This is a genomic window from Clostridium sp. UBA7339 (genome assembly GCF_002470865.1).
Taxonomy (GTDB): domain Bacteria; phylum Bacillota; class Clostridia; order Clostridiales; family Clostridiaceae; genus Clostridium_J; species Clostridium_J sulfidigenes.
Genome location: NZ_DKPI01000014.1, coordinates 71543 through 98222 on the forward strand (window position 1 = coordinate 71543; position 26680 = coordinate 98222).

At 29.1% G+C, this 26680-nt stretch carries 17 protein-coding genes and 1 other annotated feature; of the genes, 5 read left to right on the forward strand and 12 right to left on the reverse strand.

Annotated features, from left to right (window positions below; genetic code table 11):
• Window positions 1-3: 3 nt before the first annotated feature.
• Window positions 4-270: a metal-sensing transcriptional repressor gene (locus B2S02_RS14535; protein ID WP_035132480.1), complete on the reverse strand. Its 267-nt coding sequence runs from the start codon at window positions 268-270 to the stop codon at window positions 4-6.
• 145 nt (window positions 271-415) lie between these two features.
• Complete coding sequence (locus B2S02_RS14540; protein WP_346848944.1) at window positions 416-985, reverse strand: ECF transporter S component; 570 nt, start codon at window positions 983-985, stop codon at window positions 416-418.
• A 248-nt stretch (window positions 986-1233) separates the two neighbouring features.
• Here B2S02_RS14540 and B2S02_RS14545 point away from each other — a divergent pair, with 248 nt between their 5' ends.
• Window positions 1234-1404: a hypothetical protein gene (locus tag B2S02_RS14545; protein WP_156964319.1), complete on the forward strand. Its 171-nt coding sequence runs from the start codon at window positions 1234-1236 to the stop codon at window positions 1402-1404.
• Between the two features lie 39 nt (window positions 1405-1443).
• Here B2S02_RS14545 and B2S02_RS14550 read toward each other — a convergent pair whose 3' ends face one another.
• The 3 genes from B2S02_RS14550 to trpS form a co-directional block, all read right to left on the reverse strand.
• A complete protein-coding gene (locus B2S02_RS14550; RefSeq protein ID WP_346848943.1) occupies window positions 1444-3039 on the reverse strand; it encodes a peptide chain release factor 3 in 1596 nt (531 codons plus the stop codon).
• Window positions 3040-3329: 290 nt separating this feature from the next.
• The gene (locus tag B2S02_RS14555; protein ID WP_346848942.1) at window positions 3330-3860 is read right to left on the reverse strand and encodes a hypothetical protein; all 531 of its coding nucleotides are present in this window, start codon (window positions 3858-3860) and stop codon (window positions 3330-3332) included.
• 381 nt (window positions 3861-4241) lie between these two features.
• Window positions 4242-5240, reverse strand: coding sequence for a tryptophan--tRNA ligase (gene trpS, locus B2S02_RS14560; protein ID WP_346848941.1), 999 nt, complete (start codon window positions 5238-5240; stop codon window positions 4242-4244).
• Between the two features lie 67 nt (window positions 5241-5307).
• Window positions 5308-5538 (reverse strand) — a binding site (T-box leader).
• Between the two features lie 268 nt (window positions 5539-5806).
• Between trpS and B2S02_RS14565 the strand changes: the two genes are divergently transcribed.
• Window positions 5807-6073: a hypothetical protein gene (locus B2S02_RS14565; protein WP_051824017.1), complete on the forward strand. Its 267-nt coding sequence runs from the start codon at window positions 5807-5809 to the stop codon at window positions 6071-6073.
• Window positions 6074-6118: 45 nt separating this feature from the next.
• Here the strand turns inward: B2S02_RS14565 and B2S02_RS14570 are convergent, their stop codons facing one another.
• Together B2S02_RS14570 and B2S02_RS14575 are read right to left on the reverse strand one after the other, a co-directional pair.
• Window positions 6119-14734 carry a GH36-type glycosyl hydrolase domain-containing protein gene (locus tag B2S02_RS14570; RefSeq protein ID WP_346920955.1) on the reverse strand — a complete coding sequence of 2872 codons (8616 nt, stop codon included), beginning with the start codon at window positions 14732-14734 and terminating at the stop codon, window positions 6119-6121.
• A 294-nt stretch (window positions 14735-15028) separates the two neighbouring features.
• Window positions 15029-16330, reverse strand: a complete 1302-nt coding sequence (locus B2S02_RS14575) for a M18 family aminopeptidase (protein ID WP_346920956.1) — start codon at window positions 16328-16330, stop codon at window positions 15029-15031.
• Between the two features lie 153 nt (window positions 16331-16483).
• Between B2S02_RS14575 and B2S02_RS14580 the strand changes: the two genes are divergently transcribed.
• Both B2S02_RS14580 and B2S02_RS14585 read left to right on the forward strand, forming a co-directional pair.
• On the forward strand, window positions 16484-17662 hold the full coding sequence (locus B2S02_RS14580) for a cation diffusion facilitator family transporter (RefSeq protein WP_035132558.1): 1179 nt from the start codon (window positions 16484-16486) through the stop codon (window positions 17660-17662).
• Between the two features lie 75 nt (window positions 17663-17737).
• Window positions 17738-18826 (forward strand): PRK06851 family protein, encoded by a 1089-nt coding sequence (locus B2S02_RS14585; protein WP_346848938.1) that lies wholly within the window; start codon window positions 17738-17740, stop codon window positions 18824-18826.
• A gap of 46 nt (window positions 18827-18872) precedes the next feature.
• Here the strand turns inward: B2S02_RS14585 and B2S02_RS14590 are convergent, their stop codons facing one another.
• The 5 genes from B2S02_RS14590 to lepB all read right to left on the reverse strand — a co-directional run bounded on the left by B2S02_RS14590 (window position 18873) and on the right by lepB (window position 25671).
• Entirely contained in the window at window positions 18873-20993 is a 2121-nt protein-coding gene (locus B2S02_RS14590; RefSeq protein ID WP_346920957.1) for a HelD family protein, read from the reverse strand.
• Window positions 20994-21120: 127 nt separating this feature from the next.
• Window positions 21121-22212 (reverse strand): dipeptide epimerase, encoded by a 1092-nt coding sequence (locus B2S02_RS14595; RefSeq protein ID WP_035132568.1) that lies wholly within the window; start codon window positions 22210-22212, stop codon window positions 21121-21123.
• Between the two features lie 247 nt (window positions 22213-22459).
• Window positions 22460-22834: a PqqD family protein gene (locus B2S02_RS14600; protein ID WP_346848936.1), complete on the reverse strand. Its 375-nt coding sequence runs from the start codon at window positions 22832-22834 to the stop codon at window positions 22460-22462.
• Window positions 22835-22951: 117 nt separating this feature from the next.
• On the reverse strand, window positions 22952-24877 hold the full coding sequence (locus B2S02_RS14605) for an OPT family oligopeptide transporter (protein WP_346848935.1): 1926 nt from the start codon (window positions 24875-24877) through the stop codon (window positions 22952-22954).
• Window positions 24878-25164: 287 nt separating this feature from the next.
• Window positions 25165-25671, reverse strand: coding sequence for a signal peptidase I (lepB, locus tag B2S02_RS14610; RefSeq protein WP_346848934.1), 507 nt, complete (start codon window positions 25669-25671; stop codon window positions 25165-25167).
• Window positions 25672-25926: 255 nt separating this feature from the next.
• On the opposite strand from lepB, the gene B2S02_RS14615 reads away from it, so the two are divergent.
• Window positions 25927-26646 (forward strand): hypothetical protein, encoded by a 720-nt coding sequence (locus B2S02_RS14615; RefSeq protein ID WP_346920958.1) that lies wholly within the window; start codon window positions 25927-25929, stop codon window positions 26644-26646.
• Window positions 26647-26680 lie beyond the last annotated feature (34 nt).

The following is a 26680-nucleotide window of genomic DNA, read 5'->3' on the forward strand; positions in this document are numbered from 1 at the left end:
TCTTTATTTTGTAATTATCTTTTCTAATATATTATTTATTTCCACAATCTTTTCATCCATATTATTATTTATTGCTGCATCCTTAACACAATGATTTAAGTGTCCTTTTAAAATTTCTAAGTTTGATTTCTTTAATAAAGCTTGTGATGCTAAGATTTGATTAGAAATATCGATACAATACCTCCCCTCTTCTATCATTTTGATAATCCCATCTATCTGACCCCTTGCTGTTTTTAACAATTGCAAAGCTTTTTTTCTTTCTTCACTCATCATTTACCTCCCCTCCCCCCTCAGGGGGTATATCTACATAATAGTACTCCATTTATATATTGTCAATAGGTTAATTTTTTATTTTAATTTAGTTTGCCCCAAAATATAAAAAAATAAAGCACCAACTTTAGTGATGCTCTATCAATTATAAATATTTAGCTAAATATTTTTTTAACGGTATGGAAAGTGGTAATGCTATAGCAATTCCCCCTGCTACTTGAAGTATATTAGCTGGTATATCCTTTAAAGCCACTATAAATCCTTGTCCAATAGTTGGTATTCCATATACAAAGTGATTTAAGCAACCTCCAGCAAAAAAATATCCAAAAATCATAACTATTCCGGCTACAATGAATGCAAATAAGTTATTCCAAACTTTATCTCCTTGATAATCACCTCTATAGGCTATAGCTCCTGCTATATATGCCATAACTCCTTTTATAATAAAGGTAAATGGCGCCCATATATAGTATGGAGAAAACAAATCAAAAAATGTCATACCTATAGCAGCGGCCACAGCTCCTCGTTTTTTTCCTAGTAAGATGGCACATAAAAATAGTACTGCATCACCTATATGTAAAACTGCATTATCTCCCACTGGTATAGCTATAACTGCAGTTGCTATATATGTTAACGCTGCCATAAGTCCTATTTGAACTATTTCAATAATTCTAAAACTATTTCTCGATGCTTTTATTGATGCCTTTTCTTTCATTTTAAGTCCCCCTTTATGATTATGCAATATTGTACCCATACAACAAATTTAGTATCCATACAATTAAATTATACATTAAATCTAAAGAATTTCAACCTTATTTTTTAATATAAAAGAATAATATTAAATATTTTACACAAAATAATTTTAACTTTGACTTTCAGATCTTATAATCCTATATATTTTTGAGAAAATAGTCAAAAGATCTAACTTATTACTTTACTTGGATGTAGAAAGGATTGACATATATGATGTATCTTCGTTGGTTTGGTAGCTTTTTACTATTAGTAGTTTTAATTGGTTTATTTTTTGTTATGGGAGGAAATTTAATTAATTTAATAATTGCAGTAGCTCTTCTAACTATTGCCATGGACTACATAGAAGAATACCTAACTGTAAAAAATAAATTCAATAGTTAAATAAAAAAATTCCTCAAAGAAACTTGAGGAATTTTTCTATTATTCACCTTTACTAATATTAGATAAAACTAAGCCCTTATTGTGATCTAGTGCCCAACTAATACCCCAATCATTTTGGAATATAAGTAAGTCTCTATCTTTAATATCCTTAACAACTTTAGAATCACTTGTTAAACTTAAATCATCAACTTTACCTTCTAAAGCTTCAATCCATCTAATATTTCTATATGGAAGCATATCCATTTTTATATCTACATTATATTCATTTTTTAATCTAAATTCTAAAACTTCAAATTGAAGAACTCCTACAACTCCTACTATAATTTGTTCTGTTCCTATGTGAAGCTCTTTAAATACTTGAATTGCTCCCTCTTGAGCTATCTGTGTTACACCCTTTATAAACTGTTTTCTCTTCATAGTATCTACAGTTCTAACCCTTGCAAAGTGTTCTGGTGCGAAGGTTGGAATTCCTTCAAACTTAAACTTCTTGCTTGGTGAACAAAGGGTATCACCTATACTAAATATACCTGGGTCAAATACTCCTATAATATCTCCAGCATAAGCATTATCAACAATTTCTCTATCTTGAGCTAAAAATTGTTGAGGTTGTGCTAGCTTTATTTTATTTCCACCTTGAACATGATAAACTTCCATACCTTTTTCAAATTGACCTGAACATATTCTCATAAAAGCAATTCTATCTCTATGAGCCTTATTCATATTAGCTTGAATTTTAAATACAAAAGCAGAAAAGTTATCATCTGTTGCCTCTATCTTTCCTATATCAGAATTTCTTCCTAATGGCGCTGTAGTTAACTTTAAGAAGTTCTCTAAAAATGGTTCTACACCAAAATTAGTTAAAGCACTACCGAAAAATACAGGGGTAAGTTCTCCAACTCTCACCTTTTCTTCATCAAAGGCATCTCCAGCTATATCTAATAATTCTATGTCCTCAAGTAATTTTTCATATAGACTATCGGTTATAGCCTCTCTAGCTGCTGATTCATCCTCTAAATCTATAACAGTCTCACTTACTTCTAACTGTCCATGATCTCCAGCTTTAAAAATATGAATTTGTTTATTATTTCTATCATAAACACCTTTAAAGTGCATACCTGTACCTATAGGCCAGTTTATTGGATATGATTTTATACCCAATTCATTTTCTATCTCTTCCATAAGTTCAAAAGGGTCTCTTGTTTCTCTATCCATCTTATTTACAAAAGTAAATATTGGAATATCTCTCATACTACAAACATGAAATAGCTTTCTAGTTTGATCCTCTACCCCTTTTGCTCCATCAATAACCATTACTGCACTATCTGCAGCCATAAGTGTTCTATATGTATCTTCACTAAAGTCCTGGTGTCCTGGAGTATCTAATATGTTTATACAATATCCCTCATATCCAAACTGCATTACTGAAGATGTAACAGAAATTCCTCTCTTCTTCTCAATTTCCATCCAGTCAGAAACAGCATGCTTAGATGTCTTTCTTGCTTTAACAGATCCTGCTAGTCTTATTGCTCCCCCATATAAAAGTAATTTTTCAGTAAGTGTAGTTTTACCTGCATCTGGGTGGGAAATTATAGCAAAGGTTCTTCTTTTCTCTATCTCCTTTATATAATCACTCATTACCTTAACTCCTTTATTTAAATTTAAAATTATCTTCAATTTATATAGTATCTCTTTTTAGCACATTTTATATAATACCATATTAATTAATATAAACACAAATATTATTAATGTTTTTATGTATATCACATTTAAAATTAACACTAAAATTTTAGTTTAAATATCATACTAAATTTATCATTTTCAATTCAATTATACCAAAATAAAGCAGTAAGATATTTGTATCTTACTGCCATTGTAATAAATATTAAAATAATAAAATATAATTCCACAAATATATAATTATAATTTTAGTATGCATAATGGCTTAATAAGCCACTATAAACTACTTGTCCCTTTTCTATTCCATCGAAATCCTCTGGTTTCACTAAAGAAACATCTTTATCAAAGTTTATGATTTTACCTTCTTTTAGTACGTAAGCCACAAATTGTGAGCATAAAAAATGATATCTTCTTTGATAAGGTATGTGTAACATTATAGCTAAAATGCCTAAAAAATTATATTTATATCTATCATGTTCACTTTCAAATCGATCTATAATCTCTTTAACTTCATTATATTCATCTTCTGTAACACTTAATTCATAAACTCTACAGGATGTACTTTTATATAGCTTAAATATTCCTCCATCAATTTGTTCTCTAACAAAACCAGCATGAAGTGGAAAATATATTTTTCTTCTTCCAAAGCTATATAATTGCTTTAATTCTTTATCTAAGGCTATAGATGTATGATTATAATTATATCTAGTATATAGCTTTATAGCTCTTGAAAAAAAAGTTCCTGTCTGTGTCAATACAACATAGATTTTTCTATCCACTTAATCACCCCAATTATTATTATAATAATGTATTAATTCATTATAAATTAAATTATTTAATAAGTATACTATATTTAAAAAATATACTATAGATATATTATAATTTAAAAACCTTACAATTTCATTAAGAAATTATTACAATTTATACATTTTTCCTTTATTTCATTTTAACCATATATGATAATCCAATCTTTTGTTCCTTTGAAAAAGAGGATGCTTCTTAAGATTTTACAAAGGATATACATAGACAAGCTTCTACTATCTTAACCATAAATACTGATGTAGTAACAGATATTAACTTCAAAAAAATTAAAAGATACTTTATATAAACTAATAAATAATAGTTTATATAAAGTACCTTTAGTATTAATACTGATAATATTAATACTGAACTAATCCTATTTTCTTTTGCATCTTTCTTAAAGTCTTTGTAGCTACATAATTTGCCTTTTCTGCCCCAGCTTTGAAGATTTCTTCTAGCTTACCTTTATTATCTAAAAGCTCTTTAACTCTCTTTTGAACTGGTTCAAGCTCCTTAACTACAGCCTCTGCTACATCTAATTTAAATTGGGCATAACCTTGCCCCTTATATCTTTCTTCTATTTCTTCCATAGATATGCCCTCAATAGTGCTTAAAATTGTCATTAAATTTTTAACTCCTGGTTGTTCATCACAGAATTTAACTTCTCCTACACTATCAGTTACAGCTCTGGATATTTTTTTTCTTATGACTTCTGGTGGATCTAATATTAAGATATATCCATTAGGATTTTCTTCCGACTTAGACATCTTCTTTTCTGGATTTTGAAGGTCCATTATTTTTGCTCCAGCCTTACCTACGTATGGTTCAGGTATTTTAAAGGTTGGACTGTATAATTTATTAAATCTGTCAGCTATATCTCTAGCTAATTCTAAATGCTGTACTTGATCTATTCCAACTGGCACTACATCTGTTTGATATAATAATACATCAGCAGCCATTATAACTGGATAACTAAATAATCCTGCCCCTATACTTTCTCCACTATTTTTAGATTTATCCTTATACTGAGTCATTCTACTTAGTTCTCCCATATAGCTATGGCAAGTTAAAAGCCATGCAGCTTCAGAATGAGCTGGTACATGAGATTGTACGAATAGAGTATTTTTTTCTGTATCTATTCCTGCAGCAATATAAATTGCTAGTACTTCTAAAGTTCTCTTTCTAAGTTCAGTTGGTATCTGTCTTACTGTAATTGCATGCAAATCTGCAATAAAGAAATAACATTCATATTCATTTTGTAGTTTCACCCAATTTTTTATAGCTCCTAAATAATTTCCTAGTGTTAAATCCCCAGAAGGCTTAATTCCACTTAACATAACTTTTTTCTTATCTTCCATGTTTTTTCTCCTTTCAATCCGTAAAATTATTCCATTTAGTTATAAATAAAAGCCCTATGGAATAAATCCATAGGGCATAAATCACGCGGTACCACCTATTTTGAGATAATAAAATCTCACCTCTTTCAGATACAAACATATCCTAGCTCTATAACGTGAGCATCCGTGCTAGACTACTTTAAATTCACCCAACATCTCAGCGACCCATTCATATCAAGCATAATTGCGATAATCTCACCATCTATCACTCTCTGAAAATCTGTTTTTAATACTACTTACTTCGCCTCACCGATCAATTAATAATAAAGTTGTTTAATATTACATTAAAGTTATTATAATTCTAATATTATATTATGTCAATATTAGAAATTGTTATTCTATTTTTTAGTTTATCTATCTCTAACCTTACTATATGATTATTTTTATTTAAATTAGAACTATATAAAAGCCCATAAATTTCTAGTATTTATTTACTGTATTGAAGCAAACTAAACATATTAAATACATTTCAGTATTTTAATATAATTTTAAAATATATCACCACTTACTTTAAGGAGGTATTTTATATGGATTCAAAAAACAATTCTAGTAAGTCTAATGGTGCAAAACCTTATGGTCCTAATGAAAGAGACTTTTTAGATGCTAGTACCAAACCTGTAAAAGCACATTCTCTTGAAGACTATGTACTGCTTCCAAATCATGTTGTAGATCCAATTGTGGCAAACAACATCTCTAATGCAGAATTTGATTATACCTATAACGAGGAATCGGATCTTCTAGGTTTTGAAGATCAACCCTTAGCATCAATAAATAAAAACACTCCAACTAAATAGTAAAAAATATAGGAATTGCTTTAATGGCAATTCCTATATTTTTTATTAAATATTTATTTTTACTTCATGTTCTCCATCAGAGGTAACAGGTATTATATCTCCTTCTATAACATTTCCATCTAAAGTTATGGTAGAATTACCACTTCTAATTACTTTGATATGATATACAGCATTTCCATATACATAGTCTATAGAGTATTCTTTAAAGTCTTTAGGTACACATGGTTTAATTTTAAACCCTTTTCCCTCTATTAATCTAAAACCCAATATGTGTTCTAATGCGATAGTATACATCCAACCTGAGCTTCCAGTATACCAACTCCATCCGCCTCTTCCTTCATGAGGTTCCACCGAATATATATCTGCAGCCATAACATAAGGCTCTGTCTTAAATACATTTGCTTCCTCTATGTTTAAACTATGATTTATAGGATTTAGCATGGAATATATGTTATATGCTTCTTCTCCTCTTCCTAGTTTTGCAAGAGCTAAAGCTACCCACGCAACTCCATGGGTATATTGTCCTCCATTTTCCCTTACTCCAGGTACATATCCTTTTATATATCCTGGTTTTAAATCTGATTTATCAAAAGGTGGGCTCAATAGTAATATAATTTTTTCTTTAGGCTTTACTAAATATTTTTCTAAAGAACTCATAGCTATATTAGCTCTTTCCTTATCTCCTGCTTCTGATATTACAGACCAACATTGTGATAGGGCATCTATTTTACATTCCTGATTTTCATGAGATCCTAGTGGAGTGCCATCATCAAAGTAAGCACGTTTATACCAACTTCCATCCCATCCATGAATCTCTAGATTTTCTTTAATAAAATCCATAGTCTTAATATATTTTTCATAATTATCCTCATCCCTTTTATATATGCATAGATCCTTAAAATCTTTTAATATAGCATATAGGAACCAGCCAAGCCAGATACTCTCTCCCTTACCCTTATTTCCTACAGTGCTCATTCCATCATTCCAATCTCCACTTCCCATGAGAGGAATATTATGGGAACCAAACTTTAAACTTCTATTTATAGCTCTTATACAGTGATTGTATAAGGACTCTTTTAAATCTGATTTTGATGATACATTATACCTTTCATCTTCTCCTTCTCTTAAAGGCTCATCCTTTAAATATCCAATCTCTTCATCTAAAATCTTATAATCTCCAGTGGTTTTAACATATATACAAGTAACATAAGGTAACCATAATAAATCATCACTAAATCTAGTTCTTATTCCACTATTTACAACTGGATGCCACCAATGTTGCACATCTCCTTCTTCAAATTGTCTAGTAGCACTATAAAGAATTTGATTTCTAGCAATTTCAGGCTGTATATAAATCATTGGAATGGAGTCTTGTAATTGATCTCTAAATCCATAAGCTCCTCCACATTGATAAAATGCTGTTCTTGAAAATAATCTACAACTGATAGTTTCATAAGGAAGCCAACCATTAATCATGAAATCTAAAGCTTTATCCTCTGTTTTTATCTTTATCTTAGTTAAAAGCCTTTCCCAATAGCCTTTTACCATTTCTAACTCTTTCTCAACTCTAGTTATATCTGAAAACTCTTCAAGGGAATTTTGAATTCCTTCAATACTGTCTTCTGCTCCTAAGACAATTACCAGTGATTTTTCTTCATTAGCTCCTAATCTTAAGTAAACTTTCTCACTAAGTACTGGTTCTAATCCTGAACCACACCTTCCTGATAAGCTTATAGTGTTCTGTTCAGGTAAAGAATCCATATATTCTTTACTTACAATAAAATCTCTTTCATCTCCACTAAAACTTTCATTTTTTCCTCCACTTATTTTTAAATAAACATGACTAGATGAAAAATCACTACTATATGGATTGATTCCATATATGTATTTGTTTTCTTTATCTATTACAGTGTAAATCTTCTTATAATTGTTTTCTCTTAAATCTCCTAGACACAATCTTGCAATATAAGTAATTGCTATATTTCTCTCCTTATCTACTAAGTTATTTAAGCTAACCTTAATAAGCTTTGCACTTCTCTCCTTTGAAGGAAATACAGTAATTTCCCCCAGTATTCCACTTTTACAATGAGTAAATTTGGAATATCCAAATCCATGAGTTATTACATACTCTCCTTTATCTCTTATTGGTTCAGGAGTTATTGACCAAAGTTTATCCCCTTCTTCTAGGTATAAAACTTCACTAGGGGTATCTTCAATGAAATCATTATTCCAAGGAGTAATTTTAAATTCTCTACTATTTTTATACCAAGTATAGCTACTACCAGACTCACTTATATTAAATCCAAATCTATTATTATTGGCTATAACATTTATCCAAGGAGCTGGTGTAGACATTCCGTCCTTTAGTATAATTGTATATTCTCCCTCATTATTAAAACCTCCATATCCATTAAAAAAACTTAACTCTGAAGTTTCTACTTTAGGGATATTACTATCACTATAACTTAAATTAGCTTCTTTTAGTTCACTCATTTCCCAGATATACTTTCTTGAGTCATATGGATAATCTTCATTTTTCATGGCTTTTTCAATTTGTTTTAATAAAGGCCCTTCTGATCCGTCTACGATTATTGCTGCAATAGAATAAAGCAAATTCAAATCTTCTTTAGACATTTTTTCATTATTAATTATAAATATGCCACCTGAAGTATTTTCTCGTCCATTTAAAGAGCTATTCAATATTATTCTTTTTAGTGCATTATCTAGAGGCTTTTCATAGCTTATTTCCTCTTCATTAATGACTACAATATCAAACTTTAATCCCTTTTCTTCTAAATATCCATGGCAATTTATAAGCTGTCTTAAGATATCACTTTCCTTTTCCTTGTTAATAGTTAACAATACAATAGGTAAATCTCCTGAAATTCCATAGGCCCAGAGATTTCTTTGACTTCTACTTAGATTAATTAGGTTGTTTATTCTCTTTGTATAACTAAAGTTATTAAATAATATACTACTTGCAAACCGCTCATAAATAATCCCTTGTGTTGGTTTTATTCCTTTATTAATAAGACTTTTTTCTACACTTAAAGCAGATCTTAGGGCACTTTCCTCTAGAATATTACTATCTTGATAATTTCTTGACTTATTTAATACATCCTCCCTAGAGTTTCCTGTAATTGTTATATATTTTATAGATTTGCTTTCACCTTTAGGAATTTTTATTATTCTTTTAATTGCAATTATAGGATCTAATACATTGCCTACATTATTTTTTAAAGGTTCATTTTCTTCTAAAGCTATAGGATTTTCTTTTGAATGATTTCTTCCTATAAAACTTAGCCTTGCCGTATCATACTCTGTTTTAAATCCCTCTTCACCTAGTGTACTTTCAAGAGTATATATGTCCCTGTCTTTTTCGCTACGAGGTCTGCGTTTTGCAAGTATTCCACTTAATTCATCTATATACTCTGTAGTAATAAATAAATTCCCAAAAGTAGGATGTGATATATCTCCACTGTATCCTTGTAAAACTACTTCACTATAGCTAATAACTTCTATGATTTTTTCTTCACTATCATTATTTTTTATATCAATAGTCCTAATTTCACAATTATCTTCAGGAATTACTTGAACTATAGTATTTATTTCTAGATCTCTCCAGTATTTTATGAATTCTGCCTTATACAAATAGAAATTAACTTCATATTTATCTCCTTGCTCTTTACAAGGTTCATAGGTAGAAGATGTATATTCATTAGAATTAGTGTCTTTAATATAAAAAAACTTTCCCCAACTACTACGAATCAAATCTTCTTTCCATCTATATACCATTACATTTTTAAACTTAGAGTAGCCACCACCTGCCGTATTTAATAGGATGTTATAATTTTTATTCCCCAGAAGTATGGTTTGGGGATACTTACTTTCTCCAAATTTAAATGTTCTATGGATGGAATATTGCCTTTGCACTTCTTTCACTTCTTGTAAATTATCTTCTTTTCTATCATAGACCACATTCTTACTTATCTTCTCTTGAAGCAATATATCTACAGCTCTGATCATGGGAATTCTATGAAATCTTCTTTGAATAATATTATTATTCATAACATTATCTAAAGCCAACAAACTCATTCCTAAATGATGTATCATATAGCATTTTACTATTTCAAACTTTTTATTTTTTATCCTTTTATCTGTATAATCTATAGCTTCATAAAATCCATATTTTCCATAACATTCAAGTTTTAATAGACTTCTTATATTTGCCATAGACTTAGGTATATTTTCCATAAGCCCCATGATAGTAGAATATGGTGATACTACTAACTCTTCTTCTAATCCTCTTTTTATACCAATTTTAGGTACACCGAAGGCTTTATATTGATAATTTAAATCTACATCAAATTTATAGTAGGCACTTTCTGAAATACCAAAAGGAACCTTCCTCTTATCTCCATATCTTATTTGACCTTCCATTACAGACCTATAAGTTTCATCTAACATAGAATTCCTATAATTTTTCATTAAAATCCTTGGCATAAAGTATTCAAACATGGTTCCACTCCAGCTAGCCAATCCTTTTCTACCATACATTAAAGTTAATGATCTATTTAAAGCAAACCAATGAGATGTTGGAACTATTCCCTTAGCCACTGCAATAAAACTTGTTGTTCTAGCTTCTGATGCCAATAAGTCATAGTAATTACTACTTAATGATTCATTGTCTACATCATAGCCTATATGAAATAACTTTCTTTCATCATTATACAAAAATTTAAAATCTGTATTATCTATAATTCTATTTATTTCGGCTTCAATTTTTGTAAATTGTTTTAATAGTGTTCCTACTCTTTCTTTACATAAATCTATATTCTTATTTATTCTTTCTAATTGAAATTCATTTAAATTATTAGATATAAAATTAAACCCTTTTATAATATCATATATATGCCCTAAACTATCACTACTAATAATTCTAATTATATTTTCATACTTGCTTCTAGGTAATAGCTTTATATCATCTATGAATGGAAATAAAAATTTAATTTCACTTAAATAGTCTTTTATATTATCTAATAGTTTTTTATTCCAATAAGTACTATCTATATTTTCTATATCTTCCTGTACAATATCTTCAAAGTTATTTAACATATTATAAAAAGTTAATATATCTTTTCCTTCTCTTTTTATTCTTTCAATAACATTAAGGTACATATATTTTTTTCTTTCATCTTCCAGCTCTTCCATGGCAAGATAAACAGTATCCTCTATGCCTTCAACTCTATTATTAAAGTAAGGTGTGTTTCTTAATTCTTTTAGTGCTTCTTCTATGGTATATAAATAAGATACTAGATTTCCACTATCTACTGTAGAAACATATTTAGGTAATAGAGGACTAAGTGTCTCCACATCATACCAATTATAAAAATGTCCTTTACAGGTTTCTAGCCTTTTCAAAGTATCTATGGTTTTACCCAAGTTTTCTATACCTTTAACCGTCCCAATGTACCCCATATCTATAGCAACAATATTGGAAATTAAAGTCATACCAATATTAGTAGGAGAAGTTCTCATAGCTAATCCTCTATATGGTTCTTCCTGATAATTATCCCCGCCAAGATAGTTAGTATCCTCAGTGACAAAGTCTTCAAAATATGCCCAAATCCTTCTAGTTAACCTTTTTAAAACCTTATTATCGTCTTCACTTAATTTTACTGTTTCATCATTAATATTCTGACCTATAATATAAGCTATTATTGGACTAATAACCCATATAATACAACTTGGTATCATTACATAAAAGGTATCCAAGCCACTTCTCCATGCTACCACCATAATACATAAAGCTATTACTATCTCTTGCCACATGTATTTAAAATAACTTATAAAGTCTTTTCCTGAAGACCTTTCTGCTTCCTCAGCCGTTTGCCATTGTAATAAGTTTTTTTTACTTATTATTAATCTGTATAGTGTTCTTATAATAGCATCTACCATTAAATATGCTTTAAAAGGAAGAAAAGCATATATAAAAAATACTTGCTTTAAAGCCATTTGGAAATTCTGAACTTTTCCACTTAGACTTATTCCATTTATAGGCGAAACTATATTTTCTGACATATTAAATAGAATAGGTGTTATTAAAGCAATGAAAGCTGACATATACCACTTATCTATACCATCAGGAAGGATTCCTGCTAAAGAGCAAAGTAATAAAATTAACATAGAAGGAGCCATTAAGCTTCTTCTTAAATTATCTATCATCTTCCACTTAGATAATCTATTTAATTTATTTTTCTTTAATATGTATGGTAATAGTTGCCAATCACCTCTCACCCATCTATGAAGTCTTTTACAACTTGCAATAAAGTTAGAAGGATATCCATCTACTAACTCCACATCTGTAAGCAAAGCCGTTCTTGCCAAAGATCCTTCTAATAAATCATGACTTAGAACTTGATTTTCTTCAATTACTCCATGAGTTACCTTTGTAAATACATCCACATCATATATGGCCTTACCAGTAAAAATACCCTCTCCAAATAAATCTTGATATACATCAGATATTGCAAATGTATATATATCAATACCAGCTTCTCCTGAAAATACTTTAGAAAAATAAGTTTTATTAGCACTTTCTAAATCTATACCAACTTTAGGTTGTATTACTCCATACCCTCTCCAAACAGTTCCATCTTCCTTTGTATAAGCTCTATTTAACGGGTGAAGCATTGCTCCAATTAAAATCTTTGCTGATTCTCTTGGAAGTATGGTATCTCCGTCTAAAGTTATAACATACTTTACTTTAAAAAGTTTTTCCACACCTTCACTTAAAACACTATAAGTGGTATTTTTATCTCCTCTTATAAACTTATTAAACTCTTCTAGTTTTCCTCTTTTTCGCTCCCAACCTAGCCACTTATTCTCCTTTTCATTAAACCTTCTATGTCTGCATAAAAAGAAAAAACGACCACTATCTTCATTATACTTTGTATTTAACTTATTAATTTCTTCTAAACAAAATTTAGATATCACTTCGTCTTCTGCTTCTTTTTCTCTATGACTATCTATAAAATCTCCCAAGATAGCAAAATATAGATTTTCATCATTATTTCCTAAATAATAAGTTTCTAAATTACTCATTAAACTTTTAGCTTTCTCTATACTTTCTATTAGAGTAGGAACTACTACACAGGTGATTCCTTCTTTAGGAATTCTATCGGATATATTAATTTTAGGTAATACATTAGGTGTGCTTAAATTAGTAATACTCCAATTTAAGATGGATACCACAACCTCACTGAGCGGTATAATAGTAACTATTCCAGATAAAATATATTTAGATATTGATATATTTGTATCATTTATATAGCTCCAAGTTATAAATCCTCCCGATAGTATGCCTGTAAGAATAACAATAGTTCCTATATAAATACCAACAGCTCTTCCCTTTATCATATTTTTTAACTTTTCAAATCCTTTAAAATCAATATTCAAAATATGATTTAGCTTTTCTCTACCACTATCAGTTAGATAATATCCCACATGATTTTCAAATTCTTTATCATTATTTACTTCTGCACACTGTAGTACTTTTCTAGCAACAAATGTCTCAGAAATTTTATTTTGTCTAGCTATTTTTTCTAAAACATGTCTATAATAGTCCTTGGAATAAAAATCCATAGTACTATAAACCATAGCAGGATCTTTACTTAATATTTCTTCTACTTTATTGCTAATATTAAATACTTCTTCCCAATTTATATCATCTAAATTTCTTAAGCCATTAATGCTACTACTAATGGCTATAGAATAGATACCATCACTTTTATTAGAATCTATAATAATTTTATCTAAAGTAATTTCATTTTCGCTTAATTTATCTTCTATCCATAAATTTAATTCATCGTAATTTACTCCATTATCTCTTAAAACTCTTATTAATGCATCCGCAAAGTATTCTGTAAATTTAATATTGTTCTCAGATATGAAATCCATAGCTCTCTTCATATTTTCTTCATTATAATACTTAATAATCCTATCAGCTAATCTTTCTCCTCTATGTCTATCGTTAGCTTTATCCACTATCAATACTGAGCTTTTTCCTATTATCTCTAAATAGGCTATTTTAAGCATTATAGGTAAAGCCCATAATTCTCCCATGGTTAATATGGTTGTTTCTTGATATCTTTTTAAAAACTTATTAATATTATCCCTAGTTAGCTTATCCCTATAAATTCCCAATATTTCTCTTGATACAGCATAAATTCTAGGATATCCTTTTAATGCTCCACTTTTTAGTATAGGTAGTGATTTTAAATATTTCTTTGATAAATGTTTTTTTATAAATTTATATTCTTTTTCAATAACATAGATATTATCTAATATCCATTGTGTTCCTTTTATCTTGAAATACTCTCTATTTTCATCCACTTTAAACAAATTATGGCACCCCAATATATTATTAAAATGCTTATCTAAATTGGAAATTAAATCATTCCTACTTATTTTTTCAATTTCTCTATGGTCTCTGGCTATATCATCAATAGCATCTTCCAATTTTTCTTTATTTTCTGCTAAAAAACTATTGTCACTAATCTTAATATAGGCTCTTCTCTTATTTCTATTTTTGATTACGTACATAAGAAGAACTATACTTAGTATAAGTATTAAATTTACTAAAATAAATATGTGCTCCATGGTGCTATCCCCTTTCAATGATGCTCAACTATTATTATTACCAAATTAACTTAAATCTATAATAGTAAATATTTTTCTATCCTATAGATTAGCTTTCTCCTATAGCTAAATAAAAGCCATCTAAGAAAAGTAACTTTATATCTTACTTATCTTAAATGGCTTCTTTATATATGCTATTGTGAACTACCTTTAGTTAATCCTCTATAACTACCTGGTTGCACATTAAATTTTACTTCTTTCCCATCACTAGTTTCAATAATTATTCCTTTGTTACAAGGAGTTTCTATAATTATATTATATTTTGTAAAAATCTACAAAGGATTTTGCTACATAACTATGATCCTTAACTCCTGCAAACTCTCTTATAGAATGCATAGCAAGGGTTGGATTTCCAATATCTACAGAACGTATATTCAAATGGGTTGAAGAAATTGGTCCTATGGTTGAACCACCTCTTAAGTCTGAACGATTCACAAACTTTTGTACTGGTACCCCTGCTTTATTACAAATAGATTCATATACAGCAGAAGAATCTGAATCACTAGTATATGCACAATTCGCATTTATCTTTATAACAGGACCTTTATTTACAATTGGTCTATTAGTCGGATCTGCCTTTTCTGGACTATTAGGATGAACTGCGTGAGCATTATCTGCCGAAATAATAAAGGATCTGCTAAGTGCTCTAAAGAACTCTTCTCTCCCTTTTCCAAGACAAAGAGCAATTCTTTCTAAAATATTTGCTAACATATCAGAATCGGCTCCTTGTTTTGTAGAGCTTCCAACTTCTTCATTATCAAAACATACCATTACATTTATGCCCTCAGTTATTGGAGCTTCTTTTAGTGCCTCAATTCCAGCATGAACCATTTGAAGATCATCTAATCTACCTGAAGATATAAATTCATCTTTTAATCCAACAATACATCCCTTTTCAAATTCATAAAGGAATAAATCAAAATCTATAATATCCTCTTTATTTACCTTCATTTCCTCAGCTAATATGTTTATTAATGCATTATCCTTTTCTAATTCTTCAGTTACCATTGCAAGTAGTGGAAGAGTATCTTTTTGTGGATTTAATTCTCCTCCAGAATTGGCTTCCCTATTCATATGAATTGCTAAGCTAGGTATTATTAATATTGGTTTCTTTATGTTAACTAACCTTAACTCTGGATTAAGTAAATTTTCACCTTTTAAAGCAACTCTTCCTGCTACAGCTAGTGGTCTATCCATCCATGTACTTCTTATTAAACCACCATAAACCTCAGTATTTAATTTAATATAATTATTTTCTGATATAATTTCACTATTTGGTTTTATTCTAAATGTAGGTGAATCTGTATGAGCACCTATAATTTTAAATCCATGGTTCTCAACCTCACCATTACCTACAGTAAATGCAATTAATGCAGAACCATTTTTAGTAGTATAATATTTACCACCCTTTTCTAATATCCATTTATCCTCTTCATTTAATTCCTTAAAATCACAACCTTCAAGAGAATCTTTAACATTTTTCACTGCATGAAAAGCAGTAGGGCTTTCATACAAAAAATCTATAAGTTCTTTAGCAAACTTCAATTCTTTTGACATAATTAATCCCCTCCTTAAAACGAAATACTAGTAATAGTATACCAAACTTTTACTACATTTCCTATGAATTTTGTGATTTTCCCTAATTTATAACATGTTCTCGTGTTATACTATAGTTATGAGAAAAAATATATTGATAAAGAGGTGTAATAATTGATTTCTCAAAAACTTATAACAAAATTTATTAAAAATAGTGAAGATATAAAAAATAAAAAAGTCAGAGAACGCTATGGATATCTTGGTGGAGTTGTTGGTATTTTAGTAAATCTAGTTTTATTTTTAATTAAAATCACTGCTGGACTTTTAGTTAATAGTATTGCTGTAATTGCTGATGCTTTTAATAATCTCTCCGATGTTGGTGCTTCATTAGTAACCATCTTTGGCTTTAAACTTTCAAGCAAACCAGCGGATAAAGAACATCCCTTTGGACATGGACGAATTGAGTACATTTCTGGTCTTATAGTTGCATTTTTAGTAATATTAGTTGGCTTTGAATTCATAAAAAGCTCTTTTGAGAGAATTAAAAATCCTGTTCCTGTAGAATTTTCACTACTTCCATTTATTCTTTTAATCATATCTATATCATTTAAAGTATGGTTAAGTAGGTTCTATAGAGGTATAGGTAACAAAATAAATTCTTCCGCTCTTAAAGCTTCTTCTGTAGACTCAATAAGTGATGTAATATCTTCTTCTACTGTAGTTATATCACTACTAATCTCAAAATTCACATCACTTCCTATAGACGGATATATTGGTTTAGTTGTTTCCTTAGTAATTCTTTATGCAGGATATAACCTAATTAAAGATACTTTAAACCCATTACTTGGAGTTGCTCCTGATAATGATTTAGTAGAAGATATTCAAAAAATGTTATTATCCTATGAACATATAGATGGTGTTCATGACTTGCTAGTTCATAATTATGGTCCTGGAAGAATAATTGCTTCTATTCACGCTGAAGTTCCTCTTGATATTTCTGTTGTTGCTGCTCATGAGGTTATAGATAGAGCTGAAAAGGAAATTTCTTCTGAACTGGGTATATATCTGCTAATTCATATGGATCCAGTAACTACAAAGGATGAAGAGATTCTTAGTGCAAAAAGAGAATTGGAAGAAGTTTTAAATAAAATTCCTCATATATCTTCTTTTCATGATTTTAGAGTAGTAGGTGAAGGTGACTATAAAAACCTAATATTTGATGTAGTAGTTAAGGATGATTTTATAATAACTAAAGAATCAGAACTTAAATTACAAAAACAAATAAATGAGGAAATTAAGAAAGTTTCTCCAAATCACAACGCAATAATTACCGTAGATGCATCTTTTATCTAATTAATTTGAATTTTTATTAACCATTTTTAACTTATATAATATTATGATAGTGTAGAAATCATTGGAGGATTAATTATGACTGGAATATCCACTCACTATTTTTTAGGTGGCAATACCGGAAAAGGCTTTTACTCTCACTTTAATTATATTATTTCCCAAAAGGATGCAACTAGAATTATTTGCTTAAAGGGAGGTCCTGGTACAGGAAAATCTTCCCTTATGAAAAAAATTGGAAAACACTACATTGATAGAGGATATGATGTAGAATTTCATCATTGTTCTTCTGATAGTGATTCTTTAGATGGAGTTCTAATTAAAGAATTAAAAGTAGCTATGCTTGATGGCACATCTCCCCATATGATAGACCCTATTACTCCTGGTGCTGTAGATGATATAGTAAATATGGGCATATGTTTAAAAGAAGAGAATTTTAAGAACATAAAATTTAACATTCTAGCTGTGAATAAAGAAATTGGAAATTCCTTTAGAAGAGCTTACAGATTTTTTGCTGCGGCTAAATCTATTTATGATGATTGGTATACCTTTAATAATGAAGCTTTAAATCTTTATGAACTTAATATTTTAAAAGAAAATTTGAAGAATAGAATTCTTCCTAATACATTCTCATCACTGGGTAAAAAACGCCACTTATTTGCAACAGGATTTACTCCAAAGGGAGTTATAACTTATATTCATAATATAGTAGAAGACATGTCCAGTGTTTATGTACTTAAAGGCTCTCCTGGAACTGGCAAAACTCGTGTTCTTGAATATATTGCAGATGAAGCTACTCGAAGGGGTCTAGATGTAGAGATTCTACACACTCCACTAAATCCTGAAAAAATTGAACATTTATTAATTCCTGAATTAAAGGTTGCTCTAGTAACATCAAATGAAATTACCAAAATAGAATTTCATGGCGAGGAATATGATATGGATAGTCTATTAGATGCAAATTATATTGAAAAAAAACAAGATGATATAGACGATATTTCTTCCATTTTTTACATCCTACTTCAAAAAGGTCTTGATTGTATAAAAATAGCTAAAGATTTACATGATGAATTAGAGGAATTCTATGTTCCTAATATGGATTTTAATAAGGCTGACCAAATATATGAAGAAGTATTAAATAAAATTCAAGGATATGAAGATAGCTTATAATATATTAAAAATAAAAAGTAATAGCACCCTGTGATGCTATTACTTTTTATTTCTTAATAACTATTAAATTATGAAGTGCTCTTGTACACATTATATACATTAGATTGTCCTTGTATCTTTCTTGGATGTCCTCTTCAATTATAATAGCTCCATCAAATTCTAAGCCTTTTGCATAATAACTAGGCATAATCATAGTTCCCTCAGCAATATGAAGATTCTCTTTATCTATAAGCTTTAATGAAATATCTTCTTTTAACAAATCATATATATACTTAGATTGAGATAAATTTTTAGTTATAATAGATATATTTTCAAGATTTTTTTTCTTTAAGCTAGTTGCTAGCTCTATAATATATTCTTTTATCTCTTTCTCATCCTTTACTAATATCTCATTAACAGAATCTCCAGTTCTAACCATAGGTACTATGGAAATATCATCTATATATCTATTACTATATTCCATGATTTCTTTAGTTGAACGATAACTTTTATTTAACTTAAACATTTCAACTGAATCCTCACTAAATATATCTTTAATACTACTTAAAGAAGAATTATTTTCAATAGGTATTAATTGCTGATTACTATCTCCAACTATAGTCATCGATTTAGTATTTACAAGTTCTTTTAACACTATAAATTGTAGTGGTGAATAATCTTGAGCCTCGTCGATTACTAAATGTTTAATTTCTCTATTAAGCCTTAAGCCCATGAGTTTAGCTTTTAAGTATAATATAGCAACCAAGTCTTCTTCTGTATATTCTTTATCACCATTAAATTCTTCATATATATTTTCTATATTTTTTCCATCTAAATAACTTAATGTAGCTTTTACTTCTATTACATCTCTTACTAATTCTCTTATTTCTAATTTTCTTTTGAATTCTAAATCATTTATATGAAGTATTAATTCTTCAGGGGTAAACTCTTTCTTTTTCTCTTTATACTTCATTTCAATAAATCTAAATTCTTCATCTCTCGCATCACTAATTCTAGAGAATAAAATTCTTTTAATTTTTTTACTTCTTCTAAATAACGGTAGTGAAGTAAAGTCTTTTGTAAACATGGTTTTTATTTCTTCTTTAGTTGCTATAACTTTATCTCTAAAGAAAACTCCATGGCTAAAATAACTATCTTCTTCTAGTTTAATAACAAGTCTATCTAGATCCTCCATAAACTTTAAGGACCTCTTATAAATAATTTTTTTCTCAAAACCTTTATCTTTATTAAGAATTCTTTCCATAACATCTTTAATATCTATAACATCATCTACATCTACTAAATCTAAAGCTAAATCTAAAAATGTAGTTTGAAACACTCCTGTTTCTCCTAAAGTTGGAAGAACATTTGAAATATAATCTATAAATATTCTATTAGGCCCTAAAATTAAAACCTTATTTTCTAAAAGATTTCTGTAATTATAAATTAAATAAGCAACTCTATGAAGTGCAATAGTAGTTTTACCACTTCCAGCTACACCATCTACAACTAGTATCTTATTCTTATCTTGTCTTATAATCTCATTTTGTTCTTGTTGTATAGTCATAACTATGTCTTTAAGCTTATCTGAAGAGTTTTTGCTTAATACCATTTGAAGAATATCATCTTTTATATCGATATTAGAATTAAATAATCCCTCTAATTTACCTCTCTTTATGATATATTGAACCCTTTCTAAAATAGAAGCTGTAATTTCTCCTTCAGGTGAATTATACTGACCAATATTTCCTGAATTATTATAAAAAAGCGCTGAAATTGGAGCTCTCCAATCTATAATTAGTGGTTCAAAGGTTTCCTCTAAAGTTACTCCAAACCTTCCAATGTATATATCTTCTATCCCATAATCTTCTTCTCTAAAAGTAACCTTACCAAAATAAGGAGAAGATTTTAACACTGTTAGTTCTTTTAATTTTCTATCAGTACTTTTAAAATTTTCTTCTTTTACGTAGTTTTCATGGTCAAAATACTCTATTATCTTATCTTCATCATCTTTAAATTCTTCTAAAACATTTTTTCTGTATTCTAATATGGCATTGGTTATATGCTTTCTTTTCTCTATACACTTAAGAATTTCATCATTTATTATTTTTATAACATATTCTAATCTTTCTTCTTCTATGGCAACCTCTAACTGTTTCTTTAATTGGTCTTTAAGATCATTTGACATAAAACCACTTCCTTTATTAGATTCTTATAATGAATTTTCATAGTAACTTATTATAAGTTCTATATATTAATCTTAAACCCTTTCATCTATGCAAAATTAATATAATATATAGATGGATAAAGTTTACTTATACTATTTCTTCCCAACCTCTTATATCAGTAATTCCAAGACCAGGTTCATCGGACAAAGTGATTTTATTTCCTTCAAAGATTGCTCCTCCAACTATAGGGTCCTCTGCAAAGTATATCATTGTATCTAAATCTGCTGTTATCATATTTCCTCTTGAAGCTGCAAAGCTTGCTGCTGCTGTGATTCCAATTTTACTCTCTAACATACAACCAACCATACACCTTATACCCATGGTATCTGCCATATTGTAAATTCTTATGGCATTTTGTATTCCTCCACATTTCATCAGTTTTATATTGATTAAGTCACAAGCTCTATTCTGAATTACCTTAAAGGCCTCTGGGGATCCAAACACTGATTCGTCAGCTAAAATCATAGTATCCACATTATCTTTAATAAATTTTAATCCTTCGATATCCCAACCTTTAACTGGTTGTTCTACAAACTCTATGTCTAAATCTAATTGCTCTATCTTCTTAATTATCTTTATTGCATCTTTAGGTGACCAGCCTTGATTACCATCAACTCTTACTTTTATTCCTTTTCTAATAGCACGTCTAATAAATTTCACTTTTTCAAAGTCTGATTCTACATTATTTCCAAGTTTTATCTTTATATTAGTATAGCCATCTCTAGTAGCTTCATAGGCTGCATTTATCATATTTTCCATCTTATCATCATCTTGTATAGTTATATCTGTAAGTACCGTTGAATTGAATCCTCCTAATAACTTATACAAAGGAGTATTTACTCCTTTACTCCAAAGATCATATATAGCAATTTCTACAGCTGCTTTTGCACTATTATTTCCTTTAATGCATTCATCCATAACTTTAAAAATGCATTGAAGACACGTAAGATCCATTCCCTTAATAAATGTAGTAATATGTTTAATAGCACCTACAATTGAACTTTCTGTCTCCCCTGTCACTCTTGGTGCTGGAGCTGCACTTCCTATTCCCACATCTCCATTTTCCGTAAAAATCTTTACAACTACTTCGTTAGAATAATTATAAACTCCGTTTTTAGTTACGAATGGTTTTTTTAATGGCATTGTAATTCTACCAACTTTAACATCTGCAATAATCATCTTTATACCCCTACTACTTATAAATTTATATTTTTAATATTATTAATCTATCCGAATTTTATTCATATAAAATATGCTTAAAATAAAATATGATAGATTTTTTACATTTCCGTAAAAATTTCTATCTAGTCAAGTCATAATTATACACCAAAGCCTAAAGTAGTCAAGCTATATAGTAGGTTGTTTTTGTTCAATTTATTTATTTAAATAGTAGATATTACTCTCAATGTCTACATATTTCCTAATATCAACCCTGGTTATGTTTTATTCCTATGAATTTTATCCACCTTTTTTTAGCAATATATCTTATGTACATTACAAGCCTCTCTATAGCTACTTCTTCCGTATCACCTAATCTCCTTGCCATCTCAAGTGCAATGTCATATATACTTCTTTTACCATCTATTAAAGCCCACGCCAGCGATGATTTATCATCAAAAACTATATCACTAAGATTATTTTTTTTCACTAACCATCTTGCGAACTTTTCTATAGGTTTGTTATGTTCAAAGTATAAAGTAACTATATTATTATCATTAATTTTATAGTTATCATGTTCAATTTGGGGAATATATAAAAGAAAATTCTTTTCTTCTTTATTTTGTGTTTTTTTACCTTTCATACAAATCACCTACAAATTAGTTAAGAGCCTCAATGGCTCTTAACTTTAATATTATTCATAATTATATCCATATTTTTTAATATTATAAGAAATATTATCAATAATCATAATTTACCTTTAAGTTCTTTCATTATCTCCACTACAAGAAATAAGATAAATAATTACTCCAAGAATTATAAATATACCTGTTGAGAATATAGAATTTTGAGTTAACCCTTCAAAATTAAGTCCAAAGGCCACATTAAGTCCTAAAGTAGCAAACCCTGCAACTACTATACCCATTAATGCATCTCCAGCAACTAATCCAGAAGATATAAGAATACCTCTCTCTACTTTTTCTTTCATAAGGGATTCATTTTTCTTAAATTTCTTCTCAACAAATATTCTAATTATACCACCTGATAATATACCTGCATTTAAATGTATAGGTAAGTATAAACCAAGCGCAACTGGTAGTACTGGTAGACCAGATATTTCTGCAAATATAGCTATAGATACTCCCACAAACACAAGTACCCAAGGTAATTCACCAGTCATAACACCTTCTATAACCATTGACATAAGAGTAGCTTGTGGTGCTGGCACTGCTTCTGAACCAATTCCATATGTATTATGAAGCATTAATAATACATACCCAGAAACTACAGCACCAAATATTAACCCTAAATACATTCCAATTTGTACTTTCTTTGGAGAACCACCAATTACAAATGTAGTCTTTAAACTTTGAGCTGTACCACCAGCAACAGCTATAGCTACACATACTATACCACCTACCATAACAGCTGTAATCATTCCCTCTTGCCCTATATTGCCAGTTATCTTTAATATGGCTGTAACAAATAGTAAAGTAGCAATAGTCATACCCGATACAGGATTATTTGATGCACCAATTATACCAACCATTCTTGCAGAAACTACTGCAAAGAAGAATGAAAATACTACTGCCATTAGTGAGCCAATTATTCCTACTCTAATTTGTGGCAATAACCATGCAAGAACAAATACCAATATTGCTGAAGCTATTACCCAAACAATTGGCGGATCTTCATTTATTCTAGTAGTTGCACCACTTTCCTTTTTACCTATACCTGACATGGCTTCTTTAAAAGATCTAATAATGGTTGGTGCAGATTTTCCTAAAGAAATAAATCCTCCTGCGGCAACAGCTCCCGCTCCTATATATCTTATATACTTACTCCATATATCTGAAGCTCCCATCTCAGAGATTAACATAGTTGAAGGAAATAAAGGTTCTGGAACTGTACTACCTATATATTTAATAAGTGGTATTAATCCAAGCCAAGCTACAAGAGATCCTCCAAACATAAATGCCGATGCTTTTGTACCTACAATAAAGCCGACCCCTAGAAGTGAAGCTAATGTATCTATTCCAAATACGGAATTTTGATATGCAGGTATAACCCATTCTGGTCTTTCACTCCAAAGAGCAAATCCTCCAGAAGCTAACTTATAACCTCCACCAATTCCGAGACCCATTAAAACCATTTTAAATCCACTACCACCTTCACTTCCATTAACTAAAACTTCAGCTGCAGCCATAGATTCTGGATATACTAAATTTCCATGCTCCTCAACTATTAAAAATTTTCTTAAAGGAGTAACAAAAAATATACCTACTATCCCTCCTAGAAGAGTAACAATAACTATTGTAGAAACCCTTAATGTAATTCCCCATAAAATAATTGCTGGTAGTATAAATATAATTCCACCTGCTATAGATTCTCCAACTGCTGCAATTGAAGCAACCATATTAGCCTCTAATATATTGTTTCTTTTAAACAATCCTTTTAAAATCCCTGTGGCAAGTATTGCCCCAGGAATACCTGCTGAAATTGTAAGACCAACCTTTAATCCTAAATAAGTGTTTGCAGCAGCAAATATCATTGTAAATACTGCACCCATTAGAATAGAATAAACACTTGATTCAGGCATTGCCGTTGTAGTTGATATAAAAGGCATATAATCATCACCTTTTATACCACCATAGGCAGTATGGGATAATCTCTTATTATCTTTCATTTATAATTCCTCCTTTGTAAAATATATTAGTCACATTGATTATGCATCTTTTGACTTATTTTTAATATTTACTTTTCCCCTCATTCCATTACTTACCACTTTATTTTATTGCTGATTTTAGTTATTGTTAAATTCCCTTATACCTTTAAATATATTTTATGGATATGAATTTATCTTTCCCTAAATATAGTTTAATTATTATTGTATTTAGCATAAATTAAAATAAAAAAATGGTGAAATAAATTTCACCACTTCAATACTTCTTTAACATTTTACTTACTTATACACTATTTTAGTTTACCAAACCTATCAAAAGGAAATATAATAAATTTTCCTTCTCCCTGTATGTCTTCAAAAGATATATAAGGATTTTCCCATAATCGTGCATCAATAGAATTTCCTCTATTATCTCCCAAAAATAAATAACAACCTTCTGGTACATTAAAAGAACCTGTAGTATCACTAAAACTACTTACATAACTCTCCTCTAGAAACTCACCATTTATATATACACTTCCATCTGATTGAATTTCTACATTCTCTCCTGGAAGACCTACTACTCTTTTAATCAAGTCTTTATTTAGCTCATCAGAATGAAATACTAAAATATCTCCTCTTTTAATAGATGATGGTTTATAAGTTCTCAATGAAAATATTCTATCTCCTGGTGTAATAGTGGGATACATAGATTTAGTTGGAACATTTACATTGAAAAAAATAAACTTATTTATTAAAAATCCTAAAATTATAGCAATTAATGCTGGTATTATCCATTCTTTAAGAAATTTTATCACTAATTATTCCCCCCAAAGTCATTTTAAGTTTTTTATATTACTATATTACCACATTTTAAACAATAAATATCATCTTATCATATATTCTTTTATTATCTAATTTATTCCCACTTATTAATTTATTTAATAGTAGGTGAAAAACATACCTACTATTAAATTATAAAAACTGCAAATACTAATATCGTAGAATAATTTTATATTTATTAAAATTATTTGATCATATAAACATTTAATTATATAGTGGGAGGTAATATTTTGATTAATAGAAGAATTGTTACTTATAATCAAGAAGAAGATTTTTCTTATTTAAAAACTACTTCTAATCTTTCTACTTCTATTGAAAATATGGATTCAGAACTTTGCATCAAAGAACTAAAAAATATTACCTTAGTTCCTAGAAGTGGAACTCATAATAATTTTAAAATAGGAGAAGAATTTATTATGTATGTAATCTCCGGTGAATTACTATATAGCGATAACATAGGAAATTTAGAAACCCTTTCATCTGGAAATTTTCTTTATATTAATTCTATGGATGGGATAACTTATGATATTTTTAATAGTGGTATTGATTTTCTAGATATTATTGAAATAACCTTATACACCAATAATAACTCTTATATTCAAAAAAAGAATAGTAAATCTCCTATATTAAATAAATATGACTTTAAAAATTCTATTGAAAATCAGTGGATATATGCTATTAGTCCTTTAAATGGTCTGGCTCCTATTAAATCTAATTGTGATATCAATATTTATTTTGCATTACTACATCCTAACAAGGATTTAACTTTTACAATTAACAAAGATAGACAAGGCTATTTATTTCAATGTTATGGAGAAACTGAAATTTGTGCAAGTAATTCTGATAATATTACCTTAACAGGCTCTGACAGCGCTTATATTTCCAATGAAACTTTTGAAGTAAAAGCAAATATTCATAGCAATATACTTCTCATTGAAACTGCAACTTAGTAAATATTATGGCTATGTGAAATTTATTAGAAAT